The organism is Segnochrobactrum spirostomi (assembly GCF_009600605.1).
Classification (GTDB): Bacteria; Pseudomonadota; Alphaproteobacteria; order Rhizobiales; family Segnochrobactraceae; genus Segnochrobactrum; species Segnochrobactrum spirostomi.
Genome location: NZ_VWNA01000001.1, coordinates 3,282,342 through 3,301,833 on the forward strand (window position 1 = coordinate 3,282,342; position 19,492 = coordinate 3,301,833).

Annotated in this window: 17 protein-coding genes and 2 pseudogenes; 13 read left to right on the forward strand and 6 right to left on the reverse strand. The window is 68.8% G+C overall.

The window, feature by feature from the left end:
* The first annotated feature begins 29 nt into the window (after nt 1-29).
* The gene (locus F0357_RS14855) at nt 30-1,460 is read left to right on the forward strand and encodes a glutamate synthase subunit beta (protein ID WP_153483430.1); all 1,431 of its coding nucleotides are present in this window, start codon (nt 30-32) and stop codon (nt 1,458-1,460) included.
* Nucleotides 1,461-1,870: 410 nt separating this feature from the next.
* Here F0357_RS14855 and F0357_RS14860 read toward each other — a convergent pair whose 3' ends face one another.
* The 4 genes and pseudogenes from F0357_RS14860 to F0357_RS14875 all read right to left on the reverse strand — a co-directional run bounded on the left by F0357_RS14860 (nt 1,871) and on the right by F0357_RS14875 (nt 5,546).
* Complete coding sequence (locus F0357_RS14860; RefSeq protein ID WP_153483434.1) at nt 1,871-2,593, reverse strand: carbonic anhydrase; 723 nt, start codon at nt 2,591-2,593, stop codon at nt 1,871-1,873.
* 195 nt (nt 2,594-2,788) lie between these two features.
* Nucleotides 2,789-4,245 (reverse strand): annotated as a pseudogene (tldD, locus tag F0357_RS14865) (metalloprotease TldD).
* 136 nt (nt 4,246-4,381) lie between these two features.
* Nucleotides 4,382-4,993 (reverse strand): MSMEG_1061 family FMN-dependent PPOX-type flavoprotein, encoded by a 612-nt coding sequence (locus F0357_RS14870; RefSeq protein ID WP_153483438.1) that lies wholly within the window; start codon nt 4,991-4,993, stop codon nt 4,382-4,384.
* 40 nt (nt 4,994-5,033) lie between these two features.
* On the reverse strand, nt 5,034-5,546 hold the full coding sequence (locus F0357_RS14875) for an invasion associated locus B family protein (RefSeq protein ID WP_153483443.1): 513 nt from the start codon (nt 5,544-5,546) through the stop codon (nt 5,034-5,036).
* A 653-nt stretch (nt 5,547-6,199) separates the two neighbouring features.
* Between F0357_RS14875 and coxB the strand changes: the two genes are divergently transcribed.
* From coxB to F0357_RS14920, 9 genes and pseudogenes are all read left to right on the forward strand, one after another.
* Complete coding sequence (coxB, locus tag F0357_RS14880) at nt 6,200-7,138, forward strand: cytochrome c oxidase subunit II (protein ID WP_376767837.1); 939 nt, start codon at nt 6,200-6,202, stop codon at nt 7,136-7,138.
* 122 nt (nt 7,139-7,260) lie between these two features.
* Entirely contained in the window at nt 7,261-8,856 is a 1,596-nt protein-coding gene (gene ctaD / locus F0357_RS14885) for a cytochrome c oxidase subunit I (RefSeq protein WP_153483456.1), read from the forward strand.
* A gap of 159 nt (nt 8,857-9,015) precedes the next feature.
* Nucleotides 9,016-9,968, forward strand: a pseudogene (locus F0357_RS14890) (heme o synthase).
* Between the two features lie 35 nt (nt 9,969-10,003).
* On the forward strand, nt 10,004-10,177 hold the full coding sequence (locus tag F0357_RS14895) for a cytochrome c oxidase system small membrane protein (protein ID WP_512700805.1): 174 nt from the start codon (nt 10,004-10,006) through the stop codon (nt 10,175-10,177).
* A 5-nt stretch (nt 10,178-10,182) separates the two neighbouring features.
* The gene (locus tag F0357_RS14900) at nt 10,183-10,839 is read left to right on the forward strand and encodes a cytochrome c oxidase assembly protein (protein ID WP_153483462.1); all 657 of its coding nucleotides are present in this window, start codon (nt 10,183-10,185) and stop codon (nt 10,837-10,839) included.
* A gap of 176 nt (nt 10,840-11,015) precedes the next feature.
* Complete coding sequence (locus F0357_RS14905; RefSeq protein ID WP_153483465.1) at nt 11,016-11,891, forward strand: cytochrome c oxidase subunit 3; 876 nt, start codon at nt 11,016-11,018, stop codon at nt 11,889-11,891.
* Between the two features lie 196 nt (nt 11,892-12,087).
* Nucleotides 12,088-12,564, forward strand: a complete 477-nt coding sequence (locus F0357_RS14910; protein ID WP_153483467.1) for a DUF983 domain-containing protein — start codon at nt 12,088-12,090, stop codon at nt 12,562-12,564.
* A 14-nt stretch (nt 12,565-12,578) separates the two neighbouring features.
* The gene (locus F0357_RS14915) at nt 12,579-13,337 is read left to right on the forward strand and encodes an SURF1 family protein (protein WP_153483469.1); all 759 of its coding nucleotides are present in this window, start codon (nt 12,579-12,581) and stop codon (nt 13,335-13,337) included.
* Nucleotides 13,338-13,449: 112 nt separating this feature from the next.
* The gene (locus F0357_RS14920) at nt 13,450-14,427 is read left to right on the forward strand and encodes an aldo/keto reductase (RefSeq protein WP_153483472.1); all 978 of its coding nucleotides are present in this window, start codon (nt 13,450-13,452) and stop codon (nt 14,425-14,427) included.
* A gap of 75 nt (nt 14,428-14,502) precedes the next feature.
* Here the strand turns inward: F0357_RS14920 and F0357_RS14925 are convergent, their stop codons facing one another.
* Both F0357_RS14925 and F0357_RS14930 read right to left on the reverse strand, forming a co-directional pair.
* On the reverse strand, nt 14,503-14,988 hold the full coding sequence (locus F0357_RS14925) for a peroxiredoxin (RefSeq protein ID WP_153483475.1): 486 nt from the start codon (nt 14,986-14,988) through the stop codon (nt 14,503-14,505).
* A gap of 100 nt (nt 14,989-15,088) precedes the next feature.
* A complete protein-coding gene (locus F0357_RS14930; protein WP_208948353.1) occupies nt 15,089-15,952 on the reverse strand; it encodes a protein-disulfide reductase DsbD domain-containing protein in 864 nt (287 codons plus the stop codon).
* Between the two features lie 154 nt (nt 15,953-16,106).
* Between F0357_RS14930 and F0357_RS14935 the strand changes: the two genes are divergently transcribed.
* The 3 genes from F0357_RS14935 (at nt 16,107) to F0357_RS14945 (ending at nt 19,492) form a co-directional block, all read left to right on the forward strand.
* On the forward strand, nt 16,107-16,697 hold the full coding sequence (locus F0357_RS14935; protein ID WP_153483483.1) for a YqgE/AlgH family protein: 591 nt from the start codon (nt 16,107-16,109) through the stop codon (nt 16,695-16,697).
* A gap of 97 nt (nt 16,698-16,794) precedes the next feature.
* Complete coding sequence (thrC, locus tag F0357_RS14940) at nt 16,795-18,201, forward strand: threonine synthase (RefSeq protein WP_153483494.1); 1,407 nt, start codon at nt 16,795-16,797, stop codon at nt 18,199-18,201.
* Between the two features lie 4 nt (nt 18,202-18,205).
* Nucleotides 18,206-19,492 carry a M16 family metallopeptidase gene (locus F0357_RS14945; protein WP_153483498.1) on the forward strand — a complete coding sequence of 429 codons (1,287 nt, stop codon included), beginning with the start codon at nt 18,206-18,208 and terminating at the stop codon, nt 19,490-19,492.

Below are 19,492 nucleotides of genomic sequence, written 5' to 3' on the forward strand. Positions count from 1 at the left end.
ACGCACGATATTCAGAAGGCTCGACCCCGATGGGTAAGGTCACCGGTTTCCTCGAGATCGATCGGCAGGAACAGAAGTACCAGCCGGCCGCCGATCGCATCCGCCATTATCGCGAGTTCACCCTGCCGCTGCCGGTTCCGGCGGTGGAGGCGCAGGCCGCGCGCTGCATGGATTGCGGCATCCCCTTCTGCCACGGCCCGACCGGCTGCCCGGTCCACAACCAGATCCCCGACTGGAACGACCTCGTCTATTCGGGCGACTGGGAGGAGGCCGCGCGCAACCTTCACACCACCAACAACTTCCCCGAATTCACCGGCCGCGTCTGCCCCGCGCCCTGCGAGGAGGCCTGCACGCTGAACCTCGAGGACGTGCCGGTCGCCATCAAGACGGTCGAGCAGGCGATCGCCGACCAGGCGTGGGCGAACGGCTGGATCGTGCCGGAGGTGCCGACCGAGCGGACCGGCAAGAAGGTCGCCGTGATCGGCTCCGGCCCGGCCGGCCTCGCCGCCGCCCAGCAGCTCGCCCGCGTCGGCCACGAGGTCCACGTCTACGAGAAGCAGGCCAAGGCCGGCGGTCTGCTGCGCTACGGCATCCCCGACTTCAAGATGGAGAAGGTCCACATCGACCGCCGCGTGCGCCAGCTCGAGGCGGAGGGCGTGGTGTTCCATTACGGCGTGAATGTCGGCGTCACCCGCTCGCTCCAGGCGCTGATCGAGGAGCACGACGCGGTCTTGACCTGTGCCGGCGCCGAGCGGCCGCGTGATCCGGGCCTGCCGGGCGTCGAACTCGCCGGCGTGCACTATGCGATGCCCTACCTGATCCAGCAGAACCGCCGCGTCGGTGGAGAATCGCTCGGTGCCGAGGCGCCGATCGTGGCAACCGCCAAGCACATCGTCGTCATCGGCGGCGGCGACACCGCGTCGGACTGCGTCGGCACCGCGTTCCGCCAGGGCGCCATCCAGGTGACGCAGCTCGACATCCGCCCGAAGCCGCCGGCGAAGGAAGACAAGCTGACGGTGTGGCCCTATTGGCCGACCAAGTTCCGCACCTCCTCGTCCCAGGCCGAGGGCGCGGAGCGCGAGTTCGCCGCGGCGACGCTCGGGCTGATCGGCCGCAACGGCCACGTCACCCATGTCGAATGCGCCCGGGTCGACGAGCGCCGTCGCCCGATCGCCGGGTCGGAGTTCCGCATCCGCGCCGACCTGGTGCTGGTGGCGATCGGCTTCGCCGGGCCGAACCTCGAGACCTATGTCGCCGAGGTGAAGGATCAGCTCAAGCTCGACGGCCGCACCAACGTTGCGGCGAACACCGAGGCCTACAAGACCTCGATCGACAAGGTGTTCGCTGCCGGCGACGTGCGCCGCGGCCAGTCCCTGGTGGTGTGGGCGATCCGCGAGGGCCGTCAGGCGGCGCGGGCGATCGACGAATATCTGATGGGGACCTCGACCCTGCCGCGCTGAGGCGGGGCGGCCGCCGAGCGGCGGACCACGGCGATGTGCAGTGTGGGGCGAGACGCGGCGAGGTAGAGCTTGTGGCCGACCCCGGCGAGGCTGAGTAGGGGGCAATTCGGCTGCGGCTGAGCTTGCGGCGGACCCCACCCCGCCGCTTCGCGGCGACCCTCCCCCTGGCAGGGGAGGGTGGGGCGTCGTGTTTTCACGGCACCTGATCGCCAGTCAATTCAAGGCCTTACCCCCCCAATGAAGCTCCCCTTCACCCTCCCCTGGAGGGGGAGGGTCGGCGCGCAGCGCCGGGGTGGGGTGAACGTCGCGGGCGAGACCCGTGCCGGAGGCGAGACGCTCCCAACAAAAAACGCCGCGCACGAGGCCTCGTGCGCGGCGCTTTCATGGGAACACCCCAGGAGCGACCCGGCTCAGAGCCAGATCACCTCGCCGGTGGCGATGCTGTAATAGGCGGGCACGATCTTGACCGCGCCGCTCTTCACAGCCTTGGCGATGATCGACGAGCGCACCGTCAGGTTGTGCGCGGAGAGACTGGCGTTGGCGTAGGTCGCCGAAATGAGCAGGTCCTCCGGCTTGCTTTTTGCCGCCGCCTTCACCGCCGGCACGATCTGCTTGATCAGGCCGGGAAGATGGCCAGGCAGTTTCTCCTCGTGCTTGTAAACCTTGATCGCGGCGCTGACGGCGCCGCAGGCCGAATGGCCGAGCACGACGATCACCGGCGTCTTGAGCACCGCGACGCCGTATTCGAGGCTCGCGATGATGTCGTCGTCGGCGACGTTGCCGGCGACGCGGTTGACGAACAGGTCACCCGGGCCCTGGTCGAACACGAATTCCGGCGAAACGCGCGAATCGGCGCAGCTCAGAATGCCGGCGATCGGATATTGGGCCGCTTCGCGCGCGGCGCGGTCGGCGTTGAATTCCTTGAAGGTCGCCTTGCTCGCGACGTAGCGCGCATTGCCCTCCTTGAGGCGCATCAGCGCCGCGTCGGGCGAGATCGCGTTCGGCGCGGCCGCGAAAGCGGGGCGGAGCGACAAACCGAGGCCCGCCGGCGCGGCGAGGGCGGCCGCCGCGAGCATGCCGCCGCGCAGCAGCGCCCGGCGGGAAAGGTTATTCGGTTCACAGAGTTCGCACATCGTCAGCCATCTCCCTTTAGGCCCGGAACGCCCCGTTCGAGCGAAAGGAGCATTCACCGGCCGGGGCGGCCAAGACAAGAGGGCGCGCACGCCCAGGTGCGACGCAGCGTCTAATTCTCGCAGTCTTGAAATGGATTTGAGCACAGGGACGGGGCCGCGTCGGGACGCGTGCGCCCTCCTGTTTCAATGGAGACTTCAGGTTTGCGTGCCGCCCACCGTCATCGCGTCGATGCGCAGGGTCGGCTGGCCGACGCCGACCGGCACGCCCTGGCCTTCCTTGCCGCAGGTGCCGATGCCGGGGTCGAGGGCGAGATCGTTGCCGATCATGCGCACGCGGGTCAGCGCGTCCGGGCCGTTGCCGATCAGCATCGCGCCCTTGATCGGCTCCGCCACCTTGCCGTCGCGGATCCGGTAGGCCTCGGTGCAACTGAACACGAACTTGCCCGAGGTAATGTCGACCTGACCGCCGCCGAAGGCCACCGCATAGATGCCGTCGTGGACGCTCTCAAGGATCTCGCCCGGGGCCCGGTCGCCGGCCAGCATGTAGGTGTTGGTCATGCGCGGCATCGGGATGTGGGCATAGGATTCGCGCCGGCCGTTGCCGGTCGGGCGCACGCCCATCAGCCGCGCGTTCTGGCGATCCTGCATGTAGCCGACGAGGATGCCGTCCTCGATCAGGGTGGTGCAGTTCGTCGGTGTGCCTTCGTCGTCCACCGTGAGCGAGCCGCGCTGGCCGGCGAGCGTGCCGTCGTCGACGATGGTGACGCCCGGCGAGGCGACGCGCTGACCCATCAGGCCGGCGAAGGCGGACGTCTTCTTGCGGTTGAAGTCGCCCTCGAGGCCGTGGCCGATCGCCTCGTGGAGCAGAATGCCGGGCCAGCCGGGGCCGAGCACGATGTCGAACGTGCCGGCGGGGGCGGGCACCGCTTCGAGGTTCACGAGCGCCTGCCGCAGCGCCTCGTCGACGGCGCCCTGCCAGGATTCCGGCGTGATGAAGCGGGCGAAGCCTTCGCGGCCGCCGAGGCCGTAGGAGCCGGTCTCTTGGCGGTCGCCGTCGCCGGCGACGATCGAGACGTTGAAGCGCACCAATGGGCGGATGTCACGGACGCGGTGGCCGTCGGCCCGCACGATCTCGATCGATTGCCACGAGCCGGCGAGCGAGACGCTGACCTGGCGCACCCGCGGGTCGCGAGCGCGGGCGAAGGCGTCGATCTCGGCGAGCAGCGCCACCTTGTCGGCGAACGGCTCGGCGATGAGCGGATTGTCGGGAGCGTAGAGGCGGGCGTTGGTGCCGCTGGGGCCTCCGCGTAGGTGCCGGAGTGTCCGCGTTTCACGGCGCCGACGGCCGCGGCCGCACGGGCGAGCGCGGCTTCCGACAGCTCGCCCGAATGGGCATAGCCCGCCGCCTCGCCGGCGACGGCGCGCAGGCCGAAGCCTTCGCTCGTGTTGTAGGCGGCGGATTTCAGCCGGCCGTTGTCGAACAGGAGCGATTCGCTCTGCCGGCTTTCGACGTACAATTCGCCGTCGTCGGCGCCGTCGAGCGCCTCCGCGATGATGGCGCGGGCGCGGGCGGTGTCGAGACCGGCCCGGGCGAGCAGGTCGTCGGCGACGGCGGTGTGCGCCTCGGCGGGCGCGGGAGTGGCATCGGTCATCGTGGGACCCTTTCCGCACCGGGCTGCGGACCCGCTTTTCGGCGGTCTCGCGGGCGCGGCGCTTCGCATGCAGCAAACATAGGCCGAAAGGCAGCGGGCGGAAGGGGCGGCGCGGGGCCGCGCGCGCAAACCGCCCTCAATAGAGCTCGGCGCGGTAGCTCGCGACGAGCTCCTCCTCGGTGAAGTCGATGTCCTTCATGAGGGTGTGGTCGCGCAGCACCTCGGCGAGCGGCGGGAGCTCCCCGGGCTTCACCCAGCTTTCCGGCTCCCAGAGCCGCGAGCGCAGGCTCGCCTTGCCGCACTGGATGTAGGCTTCGGCGACGGTGACGACGATCACCGTGCGCGGCGTCTTGCCGTCCGTCTCGAAGCGGGCGCGCAGGTCGTCGTCGTCGCGCACCTCGGCCGTGCCGTTGACGCGCAGCGTCTCGCGCACGCCCGGCAGCAGGAACAGGAGGCCGATCGCCGGATCGTGGATCAGGTTGTGCAGGGTATCGAGGCGGCGGTTGCCGGGCCAATCCGGCAGCATCAGCCGCTTGTCGTCGAGCACGATCACGCCGCCGGGGGCGTCGCCGCGCGGGGTCGCGTCGCACAGGCCGTCGGCGCCCCGGGTCGCGATCACGTAAAAGGGCGAGCGGGCGAGCAGGGTGCGGCAATGCTTGTCGAGCCGCCTCACGACCTTGTCGAGCACGATCTGGCTCGGCTCGCCGTAGATCGCCTGAAGCGTCGCCGAATCGGTGATGCGCGCCATCGTCCCGTCTCCGCGCCGCTGGGGAAGTCGTGGAAGAGGATCAGGGCAGGGCGTCGAAGCCCTCGCCGAAGCCGTTCAGCGACACCGGGATGCCGATGCCTTCCTCGGGCGTCTCGAAGATGATGAAGGTCGCGGTCTTGCCGTTGCGCAACTGGTCCATCAGCTTGTCGTCGAGGGTGACCTCGGCCATGCAGCCGTTCGGCAGGCAGCGCACGAAGCCGGCGCGCCCCTGGTCCTTGTTGTCGATGTTGAGGCCGAGCCCGTAGGGCAGAAACACGCCGAGCGGCGCCAAAACGCGCAGGATGCGGCCCTTCTTGTCGGCGGTGTTGAGGGCGAAGACGCTGAGCCCGACATATTCGCGATCGGCGGCGGCGACCGCCTGGGCGAGGGCGCATTGTTCGGTCTTGGCACCCGGCAGGTTGTCGCAGCGGATCTGCCAATCGCCATGGACGGATTTCACGGTGCCCTGGGCGCCCGCGGTGCCGGCGGTGGCGACGAGAAGGGGGAGGAAGAGCGCGGCAATCCGGAACAGGCGCGACGTCGAACGGAACAAGGCTTTTCTCCGCGGGAACCTCGAAGCCGGCGCGGATGCGCCCGGTGCGGCTTCGGGGTCGCTTCAACCAAGAGCAGGGCGATTCTGTGACTTGCCTGCGCGAAGCAGGGGAAGCCAGCAAAGGGACCGAGCCGACACTGCCTTATCCGGGCGCGGCGGAAAAGAGAGCGGCGCCCCGTTGCGGGTGATTCTTCGCCTGCGGGCGCGCATCGCGGGGGCCGGTACGTCACCGATCACCCTGCGACTTGCCGGCGATCCGCGGCCCCTAGGTCCATGCGCCGCACCGTCGAGAACCGTTCCAATCGTTGCGGGTACGGAAATTGTGTGATTTCTCTGACGGAAAGCGCAGGATTTCGGACTGCGTCGCGGTGACGCTTTTTTCGTCCGACGGCCTGCGCCATAAAGAGAAGTGTGAGGAACGTCCGGAGTCCCGTCAAACGGGTGCTTCGGCCCGAAAGCGGCAGATCCGAGCGAACTCGGACGAAAGACCGCGGGCCACAATGCGGAGTTCGGGGCGGTCGCGGGGAACGCGCGTCGCCGTCTCGCCGTATATGCGCGGTCCGCCCGCTGCTTTCGCGGAACTGAATGACGCTTGGGTGGAAGCGGCCTTGCCGGCCCGGGGACTGAAGGAGCACCGCGTGACGTACTTTCGGGTGAGGGCCTCTTCGACGGAACAGACGCGCACGGCGCGGTCGTGGTCGGCCGGACGGGCCGTCGCGGCCCTCGCGGGTGCCGCCGCCTTCCTTTCGGCAGCGCCGGCCTTCGCGGTCGTCGGCCAGCCGGAAGCCTGGGAAATGACGCTGCAGCCGGCCGGCAGCGAGGTGATGTCCTCGATTCGCTGGTTCGGCGACTTCACCTTGGTGATCATCACGCTGATCGTGATCCTGGTCGCCGGCCTCCTCGCGGTCTGCATCGTCAAGTTCAACGCGAAGGCCAACCCGACGCCGGCGCGCACTTCGCACAACACACTGATCGAGGTGATCTGGACGGTCGGTCCGATCCTCGTCCTCGTGATGATCGCGATCCCGTCGTTCCGCCTCCTCTACCAGGAGCTCGATCTGCCGCCGGCGGATCTCACCCTCAAGGTGACCGGCTACCAGTGGTACTGGGGCTACGAATATCCCGACCAGAAGTACGCCGGCATCCAGTTCGACTCGTACATGCTGAGCGACGACGACCGGAAGGCGCGGATGGCGCAGTACAAGCTCGACGACACCCAGGCGCCGCGCCTGCTCACCGTCGACAACGAGGTCGTCGTGCCGGTCGGCAAGAACATCCGCGTCCAGGTGACCGGCGCCGACGTGATCCACTCGTTCGCCCTGCCGGCCTTCGGCGTGAAGATCGACGCCATCCCCGGCCGCCTCAACGAAACGTGGTTCAAGGCCGAGCGGCCCGGCACCTATTATGGTCAGTGCTCGGAACTCTGCGGCACCAACCATGCCTTCATGCCGATCGCGATCCGCGCCGTCCCCGAAGACCAGTTCGAGAAGTGGGCGGAAGCGGCGAAGAGCGACATCGGCAAGGCGAACGCGCTCCTGTTCGCGATGGACAATGGGGCGGGCGCGACCAAGACGGTGGCCGACGCCCAGTGACGGCGCGCGCGTGATGGAACCTCCGGCGCGGGCGTGAACCGCCCCTGCCGGGACCCGGACGAGACAATCGGAGCCGCCCCAGTGCGACGGCCCGCGAAGAAGAGCCTCGAAGGAGCCGAGCGATGGCCAGCAGCGTAGCCCATGCGGCACACGACCACCCGACCGGGTGGCGGCGCTACGTCTATTCGACCAACCACAAGGACATCGGCACGATGTACCTGATCTTCGCGATCTTCGCGGGGATCGTGGGTGGCATCCTGTCGATCGCGATGCGTGCCGAGCTCCAGGAGCCCGGCTTGCAGTTCTTCACCAATCCGTGGACCTTCAACGCCTTCGTGACCGCCCACGGGCTCATCATGATCTTCTTCATGGTGATGCCGGCGATGATCGGCGGCTTCGCCAACTGGTTCGTGCCGCTCATGATCGGCGCGCCGGACATGGCCTTCCCGCGGATGAACAACATCTCGTTCTGGCTGCTGCCGCCGGCCTTCCTGCTCCTCATCCTCTCGATGTTCGTCGAGGGCGGTCCCGGCTCCAACGGCGTCGGCGGCGGCTGGACGATCTATCCGCCGCTCTCGACCGTCGGCACGCCCGGCCCGGCGATGGACTTCGCGATCCTCGGCCTCCACCTCGCCGGCGCCTCGTCGATCCTCGGCGCGATCAACTTCATCACCACCATCTTCAACATGCGCGCCCCGGGCATGACGCTGCACAAGATGCCGCTGTTCGCCTGGGCGGTGCTGGTGACCGCGTTCCTTCTCCTGCTCTCGCTGCCGGTGCTCGCGGGCGCGATCACCATGCTGCTGACCGACCGCAATTTCGGCACCAGCTTCTTCGCGCCGGAGGGCGGCGGAGATCCGGTGCTGTTCCAGCATCTGTTCTGGTTCTTCGGCCACCCGGAGGTCTACATCCTCATCCTTCCGGGCTTCGGCATCATTTCCCACATCATCTCGACGTTCTCGCGCAAGCCAATCTTCGGCTATATCGGCATGGCCTACGCCATGGTCGCGATCGGCGTGGTCGGCTTCGTCGTGTGGGCCCATCACATGTACACGGTCGGCCTGTCGTCCGACACGCAGGCCTACTTCGTGTTCGCCACCATGGTGATCGCGGTGCCGACGGGCGTGAAGGTGTTCTCCTGGATCGCCACCATGTGGGGCGGCTCCATCGAGTTCCGCGCGCCGATGCTGTGGGCGATCGGCTTCATCTTCCTCTTCACCGTCGGCGGCGTCACGGGCGTGCAGCTCGCCAATGCCGGCCTCGACCGCGTGCTCCAGGACACCTACTTCGTCGTCGCGCACTTCCACTATGTGCTGTCGCTCGGCGCCGTCTTCGCCATCTTCGCGGGCTGGTATTATTGGTTCCCGAAGATGTTCGGCTACATGTACAACGAGACCATCGCCAAGACGCACTTCTGGGTCACCTTCGTCGGCGTCAATCTGATCTTCTTCCCGCAGCACTTCCTGGGTCTGTCGGGGATGCCGCGGCGTTATGTCGACTATCCGGATGCGTTCGCCGGATGGAACTTCGTGTCCTCGATCGGGTCCTATATCTCCGGCGTCGGCGTGCTGATCTTCCTCTACGGCATCTTCGAGGCGTTCGCGCGCAAGCGCGTCGCCGGCAACAATCCGTGGGGACCGGGTGCGACCACCCTCGAGTGGACCCTGTCCTCGCCGCCGCCGTTCCATCAGTTCGAGACGCTGCCGCGCATCAAGTGAGCGGCTGCTCTGGACAGGGCGATGGCGATCCGGCATCGGAAGGAGAACGAGCGGCCGGGCGGCGTCCGGCCGCTCGTTGCTCCTCGGAAGCCGCTCGGGGCTTCCTGCGCGAAGGTCCTTCCGCGTGACGCGCGGAACGGTTGAGGGTTTGAGACGCGAATGGCTCTGATCGATCAGACGGGCGAACCCGGCGAAGACGCGTTCCTGGCGGTGGAGACCGCGACGGTCGGCGATTTCGTCGCGCTCTTGAAGCCGCGGGTGATGTCGCTCGTGGTGTTCACCGCGCTCGTCGGCATCATGATCGCGCCCGGCAGCATCCATCCGGTGCTCGCCGTGGTCGCGCTCGCGCTCATCGCCATCGGGGCCGGTGCCTCGGGTGCGCTCAACATGTGGTACGACGCCGACATCGATGCCGTGATGTCGCGCACCCGCGGCCGTCCGATTCCCGCGGGGCGGGTCGATCCGGAGACGGCGCGCGATTTCGGCATGGCGCTGTCGTGCGCCTCGGTCGTGATGCTCGGCCTCTTCGTCAACGTCCTGTCGGCGGCGCTGCTCGCCTTCACGATCTTCTTCTATGTCGTGGTCTACACGATGTGGCTGAAGCGCCGCACGCCGCAGAACATCGTCATCGGCGGGGCCGCCGGCGCGCTGCCCCGGTGATCGGCTGGGCGGCGGTGACCGGCCACGTCGCGCTCGAGCCGATGGTGCTCTTTCTCATCACCTTCCTCTGGACGCCGCCGCATTTCTGGGCGCTGGCGCTCATCAAGTCGGGCGATTACGAGCGGGCCGGCGTGCCGATGCTGCCGGTCGTCGCCGGCGACAAGGCGACGCGGCGCCAGATCCTGCTCTATTCGCTGGTGCTCGCGCCGGTCGGCGTGCTGCCCGCGATCATGGGCTTCGGCGGGATCGCTTATGCCGTGACGTCGGTGGCGCTCGGCACCGTGTTCGTCGCCCTCGCGATTGCGGTGTGGCGGGCGAAGCCCGAGGCGCGCAACCGCGCGGCCGGCCGCCTGTTCGGCTTCTCGCTCGTGTACCTGTTCCTGCTGTTCGCCGTGCTGCTCGGCGAGCGTGTGCTGTCCGGCGTCACTCTCGCGGGACTTTCTCCGATATGAGCGCCGCCGCCGGGACGGACATCGCGAGGGACGGGATGGCTGACGACCAGAAGGCCGACGAAGACGGAATCCGGCTCACGCCGGCACAGTTGCGCCGCCGCCGGGCCCGCTCTCTCGCGATCGCGCTGGTGCTCGGCGGGCTCGTGATCCTGTTCTACGTCGTCACCATCGTGAAACTGGGCGGCAACGTCCTCAATCGACCGATGTGAGCGTCATGACCGAACCGCGCGCACCGCAGACGGACCCGAGCGACCTCGATGCGCCGGAGGCGGTGCGGGCGGAACGGCCGCGGACGTTTACGAACGGCGTCATCGCGATGCTGTGCGGGCTGTTCGTGGTGACGATGGTGGGGGCCGCCTTCGCCGCGGTGCCGCTCTACCGCATGTTCTGCCAGGTCACCGGCTTCGGCGGCACGCCGAGCCGGGTCGAGAGCCAGGCCGGCATCGTGCCGATCGACCGCAAGATCAACGTGCGCTTCGACGCCAACGTCTCCGGCGGGCTGCATTGGCGCTTCGCGCCGGAGGTCGAGCAGGTCACGCTGCGCATGGGCGACGTCGCCACCGTCCAGTTCGTCGCCGAAAATCTGACCGACAAGACCATCACGGCGACGTCGACCTTCAACGTCACCCCGACGGTGTCGGGCGGCTACTTCTCCAAGATCACCTGCTTCTGCTTCACCGAGCAGACCCTGAAGCCGCATCAGAAGGTGGAACTTCCGGTCGTGTTCTACGTCGATCCGGCGATGGACAAGGACCAGGACGCCGCCTCGGTGCGCGACATCACGCTGTCCTACACCTTCTTCCCGACGGCTGCGTCAACGAAGCCCGTCGCCGCCGAGGAGGCGGGGCGTGGCACGGACGGAAAGAGCTGATACAACTTTAGAGACGGACGAGATTTCCGCCGGCGGGGAAGCCGGACGGAGCGGCGGGACGAAGCCCGCGGATGCAGTCCACTCGGGACCGGCATAATACCGGCCCGGTGCGGAGAAGAACGATAACGAGGTCTTCCGGCGCCAATGGCGCAACGGGGCAGATCGGGGACGAGACCATGGCCGAGGCGCACGCGCACACGAAGAACCACGATTATCATCTGGTCAATCCGAGCCCGTGGCCGGCGCTCGGCTCGCTCGGCGCCTTCCTGATGGCGTTCGGCGGCATCGCCCTGATGCGCTGGCTGAACAAGCAGGACCTGGTGATCGGCGGCATCGACACCGGCGGCTGGGGCATCTTCGCGGTCGGCCTCGCGATCGTGCTCTACACCATGTACGGCTGGTGGGGCGACACCATCCGCGAGGGGCTCGAAGGCTACCACACCCGCGTGGTGGACCTGCACCTGCGCTACGGCATGATCCTGTTCATCGCCTCCGAGGTGATGTTCTTCGTCGCCTGGTTCTGGGCCTATTTCAACGTCGCCCTGTTCCCGCAGTCGGCGCCGGAGGTGGTGCGCGACGCCTTCACCGGCGGCGTCTGGCCGCCGAAAGGGATCGAGACCTTCGATCCGTGGCACCTGCCGCTCCTCAACACGCTGATCCTGCTGACCTCCGGCACCACGGTGACGTGGGCGCACCACGCCATCCTGCACGACGACCGCAAGGGCCTGAAATGGGGCCTCGCTCTCACCGTCATGCTCGGCATGATGTTCACGGCCTGTCAGGCGCTCGAATATAGCGAGGCGACGTTCGCCTTCTCCGGCAACATCTACGGCTCGACCTTCTTCATGGCGACGGGCTTCCACGGCTTCCACGTCATCGTCGGCACCATCTTCCTCGCGGTCTGCCTGATCCGCGCGCTGAAGGGGCAGTTCACGTCGAAGGCGCATTTCGGCCTCGAGGCGGCGGCCTGGTACTGGCACTTCGTCGACGTGGTGTGGCTGTTCCTGTTCGCCTGCATCTACGTGTGGGGCCAGAGCCCCATGACGCACTGAGGCTGAAGCACTGAGGCTGACCCGCTGAGGCTCGTCCGCTGAGGAAGACGTACTAAGGCCGGGCGGCTCGATCCGCCCGTGCCGCATCCGGCCCGACGGTCCGAGGCGTTTCGTGACGAGCGCCGCGGAGGAGGGCCCCAGGGTCCGAGGGCGGAAGTCCCCGCGTTGCCCGTCTGGCAAGGCCCGAGGAGGGCATATGGACACCTCCGCCACACCGTCCGATGCGCCGGGAGCCGGCCGGCGCCGCCCGAGCTCGTCCGACACCGCGCTCTACGCCCCGCTCTCGCCGATGGCGACCGGGCTCGCCTGCCGCTGCCCGCGCTGCGGCGGCGGGCCGCTGTTCAAGGGCTTCCTCGAAACCGCGCCCGGCTGCCGCGCCTGCGGCCTCGATTATGCGTTCATCGATGCCGGCGACGGCCCGGCGGTGTTCGTGATCATGATCGTCGGCTTCATCGTGGTCGGGCTCGCGCTCGTCACGGAGATCGCGTTCCAGCCGCCGATCTGGGTCCACATGGTGTTGTGGCTGCCGCTCACCCTGATCCTGTCGCTCGGCCTGCTCAGGCCGTTCAAGGGCGTGCTCATCGCCATGCAATATCACCACAAGGCCGCCGAAGGGCAGCTTGAGGCCGGGTCCGGGGCGGAGCCACCCGCCGGTCCCTCCCAGGGCGCGTGAGGGGCGGCGCGAGCATGGTGGCCGTCGCCGCGACCGGGCGGATCCGCTCCGTCATCGTGCCCATCCTGTTCGCCGTGGTCGGCTGCGCCATCCTGGTCTCGCTCGGCTTCTGGCAACTGCACCGCCTCGCCTGGAAGGAAGCGCTGATCCACGCCGTCGAGACGCGCATCGGGGCGCCGGCGGTGCCCGCGCCCGGCCCCGAGATGTGGCAGCCCTTCGACATCGACCGCTTCGATTATCAGCACGTCGCGCTGCGCGGCCGCTTCGGCACCGACGAGGTCCACGTCTACACCGTGCTCTCCGACCCTCACGGGAGCCTGAGCGGGCAGGGCTATTGGATCGTCACGCCGTTCGTCACCGACGGCGGCTGGCGGGTCTTCGTCAATCGCGGGTTCGTGCCGGGCGACGGCAAGGGACCGGCCGCCTATCCGCCGCCGCCGCCCGGTGACGTCGCCCTCGACGGCGTTCTGCGCGGCGCCGAGCAGGCCGGGACCTTCACGCCGAAGGCGAGCCCTGAGACGCGCCTCTTCTTCGTCCGCGATCCGGTCGAGATCTCGGCCGCGCTCGGGCTCAAGGACCGGCCGGTCGCGCCCTATACCGTCGATGCGACGAGCGCCTTCACCCCGCCGGGGGGCGTTCCCCAGGCGGGCGAGACGCGGACGATCTTCCCGAACAGCCACCTGCAATATGCGCTGACCTGGTTCGGCCTCGCCATCGGCCTCGTCGGCGTCATGGTGGCGTTCGTCTGGCGCCGGCTGCACGGCACGACCTGACCCGCGCCCTCAAAATCGCCGGAGCACAATTGTCCGTGCCTGGACGCGCCGGGCTTGCGGGCGGAGAATGATCGCCCGCCTCCCGGTCGGTCACGCCTTGGATGAGACAATCATGGATTATGTGAAGTTCGGCTCCACGGGCCTCGAAGTCTCGCGCCTCTGCCTCGGCTGCATGACCTACGGCGAGCCGGATCGGGGCAACCATGCCTGGACCCTGACCGAAGAGGCGAGCCGCCCGCTGATCCGGCAGGCGCTCGAACTCGGCATCAATTTCCTCGACACCGCCAACGTCTATTCGGACGGCACGTCGGAGGAGATCGTCGGCCGCGCGATCAAGGATTTCGCCCGCCGCGACGAGATCGTGCTCGCAACCAAGGTGTTCAGCCGCATGCGGCCGGGCCCGAACGGCGCCGGGCTGTCGCGCAAGGCGATCTTCGCCGAGATCGACGCGAGCCTGCGGCGGCTCGGCACCGATTATGTCGATCTCTACCAGATCCACCGCTGGGACCCGGAAACGCCGATCGAGGAGACGCTGGAGGCGCTCCACGATGTCGTGAGGGCGGGCAAGGCGCTCTATGTCGGCGCTTCGTCGATGTATGCGTGGCAATTCTCCAAGGCGCTCTACGTCGCCCGGCTCAACGGCTGGACGCCCTTCGTCAGCATGCAGAACCACCTCAATCTCCTCAACCGCGAGGAGGAGCGTGAGATGCTGCCGCTGTGCGCCGATCGCGGCATCGCCGTGATCCCGTGGAGTCCGCTCGCCCGCGGCCGGCTCACCCGCGATTGGAACGAGACGAGCGAGCGCCAGGAGACCGACCAGTTCGGCAAGACGCTCTATCCGCAGCTCGAGTCCGACCGGGAGATCGTCGCCGCCGTCGGCCGCATCGCGGCGGCGCGCGGCGTGCCGCGGGCGCAAGTCGCGCTCGCGTGGCTCGCGCAGAAGCCCGGCGTGACCGCCCCCATCATCGGCGCCTCGAAGCCGCACCACCTGACCGACGCGGTGGCGGCGCTGTCGCTCGGCCTCACCGCGGACGAGATCGCCGCGCTCGAAGCGCCGTACGGGCCCCACGCCGTGGCCGGCTTCGATTGAGGCGCCCCCGGGCGCACAAAGAAAAACGCCGCCGGGCGGACCGGCGGCGTTTTCATTCGGATCTTTAGTGCCGGCTCAGAGCGCGGCGATGAGCGCGGCGGCGCCGGACACGGTCGCCTGGCCTGGCTGCTCTTCGATGTTGAGCACTTCGACGACGCCGTCGTTCACCACCATCGAGTAGCGCTGCGAGCGCACGCCCATGCCGAAGCCCGAGGCGTCGAGGTCGAGGCCGGTCGCCTTGGTGAACTCGGCGCTGCCGTCGGCGAGGAAGGTGATCTTGCCCTCGGCGCCGGTCGCCTTCGCCCAGGCGTCCATGACGAACACGTCGTTGACCGAGATGACCGCGATCTCGTCGATGCCGCGTGACTTGATGTCGTCGGCGTTATCGAGGAAGCCCGGCAGGTGGTTGCGGTGGCAGGTCGGGGTGAAGGCGCCGGGCACGGCGAACAGCACCACGCGGCGCCCTGCGAAGAGGTCCGCGCTCTTGATCTCCGTCGGGCCGTCCGGGCCCATCGTCTTGAAGGTCGCGTCGGGAAGCTTGTGGCCGGCTTCGATGGGCATGATCCGTCTCCTCGGTGGCGGCGCGGAAAGCACGCGGGCGCGCCCGACTAGATAGGAGATCGGGCGCGCGGCGTCGAGCCGGAGCGGGCCGCGTCCGCGTCTAGTTCGAGACCGGAAGCCTCGCCGTCACGGCCCGGTCGCCGTTGACCAAAGTGAGCGACAAGGGCCCCGGCGCCGGCTTGCCCGCCGCGTCCGTCACCTTGACGCGCCAGGTCGCGGTGCTGCCGGCATGCGACACCGCCTTGGGCAGGCCCGCATAGAGCCCGGCCGGGGCGTCGGCGAAGAGGTCGGCGGCGGCCGACGGATCGGCGAGCTGCGCGGTGACGTCGATCTCGGCCGGCGCGTCCGCCGCCCGCTTCGCCGAGACGAGGGCGAGGCCGCCGGCGGGGGAGGGGACCGGCACCCGCGCCCGGGCGGCGGCGATGAGGCCGGCGGTCTCGGCATCGCGCGGCGTCGCGGCCGAGACGGAGAGCTTCACCTCGCCTTCGACCGGCACGCAGATCTTGTTGCAGACGCCGAGCGAGACCGTGGCCGACACGCTGAGCGGCAGCGACGGGTCGGCGAGGGTCGCCCGGATCGGGAACACCACGGGCGCGGTGTAGCCGATCACGGTGGAGCCGGCCTCGTCGAAGCGCGCCGGGACGGGGAATTCGACGTCGGCCGCGCCGAGATTGAGCGAGCCCGCAAATGTGATCTCGGGCGGAATGCCGGCTTCGCCCGGATTGCGCCAATAGGTGGCCCAGCCCGGCTCGAGAGCGATCTCGAGCCCGAGCCAGACGGTGCCGTCGGTGGACGGCGGGCCGCCCTCGGCGATCAGGCGGACGCGGCCGCCGGTGATCTCCATCCAGCGCCCGGCCGTCGCCGCGCGCGCCTGATCGCCGGCTGTCGCGAGGGCTGCGAGCAGCATCGATCCGATCAGGAGGACGAGCCGCCTCGGTGCGAATCGGACGGCGCTCGATGCCATGTCGTTCTCCCTCACATCGGCGCCATTTCCCTTGTCGGGGAGGGCACGCCCCCCTCGACGCTCGCCTCGGGCCGACCTAATCTCACATTGAGACCGAGCGAAGGCGAGCCGGCCTGCGCTCGAAGCGGGCGCCGAGCCGCCGGGACGAGACGTGATGATCCGGGCCGCGAGCTTTCTGGACGGGCAGCTTCTGATCGCCATGCCGGGCATGGAGGACGAGCGCTTCGCGCGCAGCGTCGTCTATATCTGCGCCCATTCCTCGGACGGGGCGATGGGCATCATCGTCAACAAGCCGGTCGACGACATCTCCTTCCCCGACCTCCTCGAACAGCTCGAGATCGTGTCGGGGGACGACGAGATCCGCCTGCCGCCAAAGGCGAAGACGATGCGGGTCCACCGCGGCGGGCCGGTCGAGACGGGGCGCGGCTTCGTGCTTCATTCCGACGATTACCGCACCGAGAACGCCACCCTGCCGATCGACGACGGCGTCTGCCTGACGGCGACCATCGATATCCTCAGGGCGATCGTGGAGAACCGCGGGCCGGCCCGCGCACTGCTCGCGCTCGGCTATGCCGGCTGGGCGCCGGGGCAGCTCGAGGGTGAGATTCTCGCCAACGGATGGCTCACCTGCGCCGCCGACCCCGATCTGGTATTCGACGGCGACCTCGAAACCAAGTATGACCGGGCGCTTCTGAAGCTCGGCATCGCCCCCGGCATGCTGTCCCGCGAAAGCGGGCACGCATGACGGCGCCGTCTCCCGCGCCGCTTGCGGCGGGAGCATGGCGCCGATAGGATCGCGCTTCACCGAACAACGACGACGTCAAGGTCAAGGACGCGCGCGGTTGCGTTATGTGAGCACTCGCGGGCAAGCGCCCGCTCTCGGATTCCTCGATGTTCTGGTTGCCGGCCTCGCCCGTGACGGCGGTCTCTATGTTCCGGAGACCTGGCCGACGCTCGCCGATGTCGAGATCGCGGATTTTGCCGGCCGCCCCTATGCCGAGGTCGCCCATGCGGTGATCCGCCGTTTCGTCGACGGCGAGATCGAGGATGCCGCGCTCTACGAGATGATCGAGGCGGCCTATGCCGGTTTCGGTCATCGCGCCGTCGCGCCGCTCGTCCAGATCGGCCCCGGCCACTTCCTGCTCGAACTGTTCCACGGGCCGACGCTCGCCTTCAAGGACGTGGCGATGCAGTTGCTCGCCCGCCTGATGGAGCACGCGCTCGCCCGCACCGGCGCGGCGGCGACCATCATCGGCGCCACCTCCGGCGACACCGGCGCCTCGGCGATCGAGGCGTTCCGCGGCCGCGCCGGCGTCGATGTCGTTATCCTGTTCCCCGAGGGCCGCGTCTCGCCGGTGCAGCAGCGCCAGATGACGACGGTCGCCGACGCCAACGTCCATGCGCTGGCGCTCGCCGGCACCTTCGACGACGCGCAGGCCATCGTGAAGGGCCTCTTCAACGATCACGCCTTCCGCGACCGCACCGCGCTCGCCGGCGTCAACTCGATCAACTGGGCCCGCATCGTCGCCCAGGTCGTCTATTATTTCACCGCCGCCGTGGCGCTCGGCGCGCCGCACCGGCCGGTCTCCTTCACCGTGCCGACCGGCAATTTCGGCGACATCTTCGCGGGCTACGTCGCGAAGCGCATGGGCCTGCCGATCGCCGCGCTCAACGTCGCAACGAACGTCAACGACATCCTCGCCCGCACCCTGGAGACGGGGCGCTACGAGGTCCGCGGCGTCACCCCCTCGACCTCGCCGTCGATGGACATCCAGGTCTCGTCGAACTTCGAGCGGCTCTTGTTCGAGGCGCTCGGCCGGGATGGCGCCGCGGTGCGCGGCCTGATGGGCAGCCTGTCCCAATCGGGCGCCTTCACGGTGCCGCCGGCGGCGTTCGCCGACATCCGCGCCGCCTTCGGGGCCGGGCGCTGCGATATCGAGGGCACGCGCGACACGATCGCCCGGGTGCTCGCCGAGACCGGCACCCTCATCGACCCGCACACCGCCGTCGGTGTCGCGGTCGCCGAGCGGCTGATCGACCGTTCGGTGCCCATGGTTACGCTGGCGACCGCCCATCCGGCGAAGTTCCCCGACGCCGTGTTCGAGGCGACCGGGGTGCGCCCCGCCTTGCCGCCGCGCCTCGCCGACCTCATGGAGCGGCCCGAGCGCGTGACGCGACTGCCGGCCGAACAGGCGGCAGTGGCCCGATTCATAGAGGCGCAGTCCCGCGCCGTTCGGGCGGAGGCCTGAGTTCATGTCCGTCACCATTTCCCGCCTCGCCAACGGCCTCACCGTCGTCACCGAGAAGATGCCGCACATCGAGAGCGCCGCCGTCGGCGTCTGGGTGGGGGCAGGGTCGCGCTCCGAAAACGAGCGCGAGCACGGCATATCCCATCTCCTCGAGCACATGGCCTTCAAGGGCACCAAGCGGCGCAACGCCCAGGAGATCGCCGAGGAGATCGAGGCGGTCGGCGGCGAGCTCAACGCCGCGACCTCGATCGAGAACACCTGCTATTATGCCCGCATCCTCGGCGACGACGTGCCGCTCGCCGTCGACATCCTCGGCGACATCCTGATCGAATCGGCGTTCGACGCCCAGGAGCTGAAGCGCGAGCAGCACGTTATCCTCCAGGAGATCGGCGCCGCGCACGATGCTCCCGAAGACTATGTCTTCGACCTGTTCCAGGAGGCCGCCTGGCCGGACCAGCCGATCGGCCGTCCGATCATGGGCACGCCGACGACGGTGAAGGGCTTCGGTCGCAAGGATCTCGCGAACTATCTCTCGACCCACTATCGCGGCCCCTCGACGGTGCTCGCGGCGGCGGGCGGGGTCGATCACGACGCGGTGGTCCGGCTCGCCGAGGAGCGGCTCGGCGGCTTCTCGCCCGAGGTCTCGCCGGTCGCCGGCGGGGCGGCCTATCGCGGCGGCGAGAAGCGCGAAGTGCGCGACCTGATGGAGGCGCAGATCGTGCTCGGCTTCGAGGGCCGGCGCTATTCCTCGCCCGATTATTATGCCTCGCAGATCCTCTCGGCCGTCCTCGGGGGCGGCATGGCCTCGCGCCTGTTCCAGGAGATCCGCGAGCGCCGCGGCCTGTGCTATTCGATCTATTCTTTCCATTGGGGCTTCTCCGACACCGGGCTGCTCGGCTTTCACGCCGCGACCGGGGCCGACGAGGTGCACGAGCTCGCCCAGGTGCTCATCGACGAACTCGCCCGCTCGGTCGAGGACATCGTGGATGCCGAGGTTGCCCGCGCCCGGGCGCAACTGCGCGCCTCGCTCCTCATGGCCCAGGAGAGCGCCGCGTCCCGCGCCAGCCAGCTCGCCCGCCAGATCCTGATCCACGGCCGGCCGCTGCCGGTGCGCGAGATCACGGCGAAGATCGACGCGGTGTCTGTCGCCGATGTCCGCCGTGTCGCCGAGGAGATCCTGACGGGGTCCGCCCCGACGATGACGGCGGTCGGCCCGGTCGCCGATCTCGCGCCGGTCGACGTGATTGCCGCCAAGTTGCGTAACGGCGCATCGCGGCACGTCCCGGCCTGA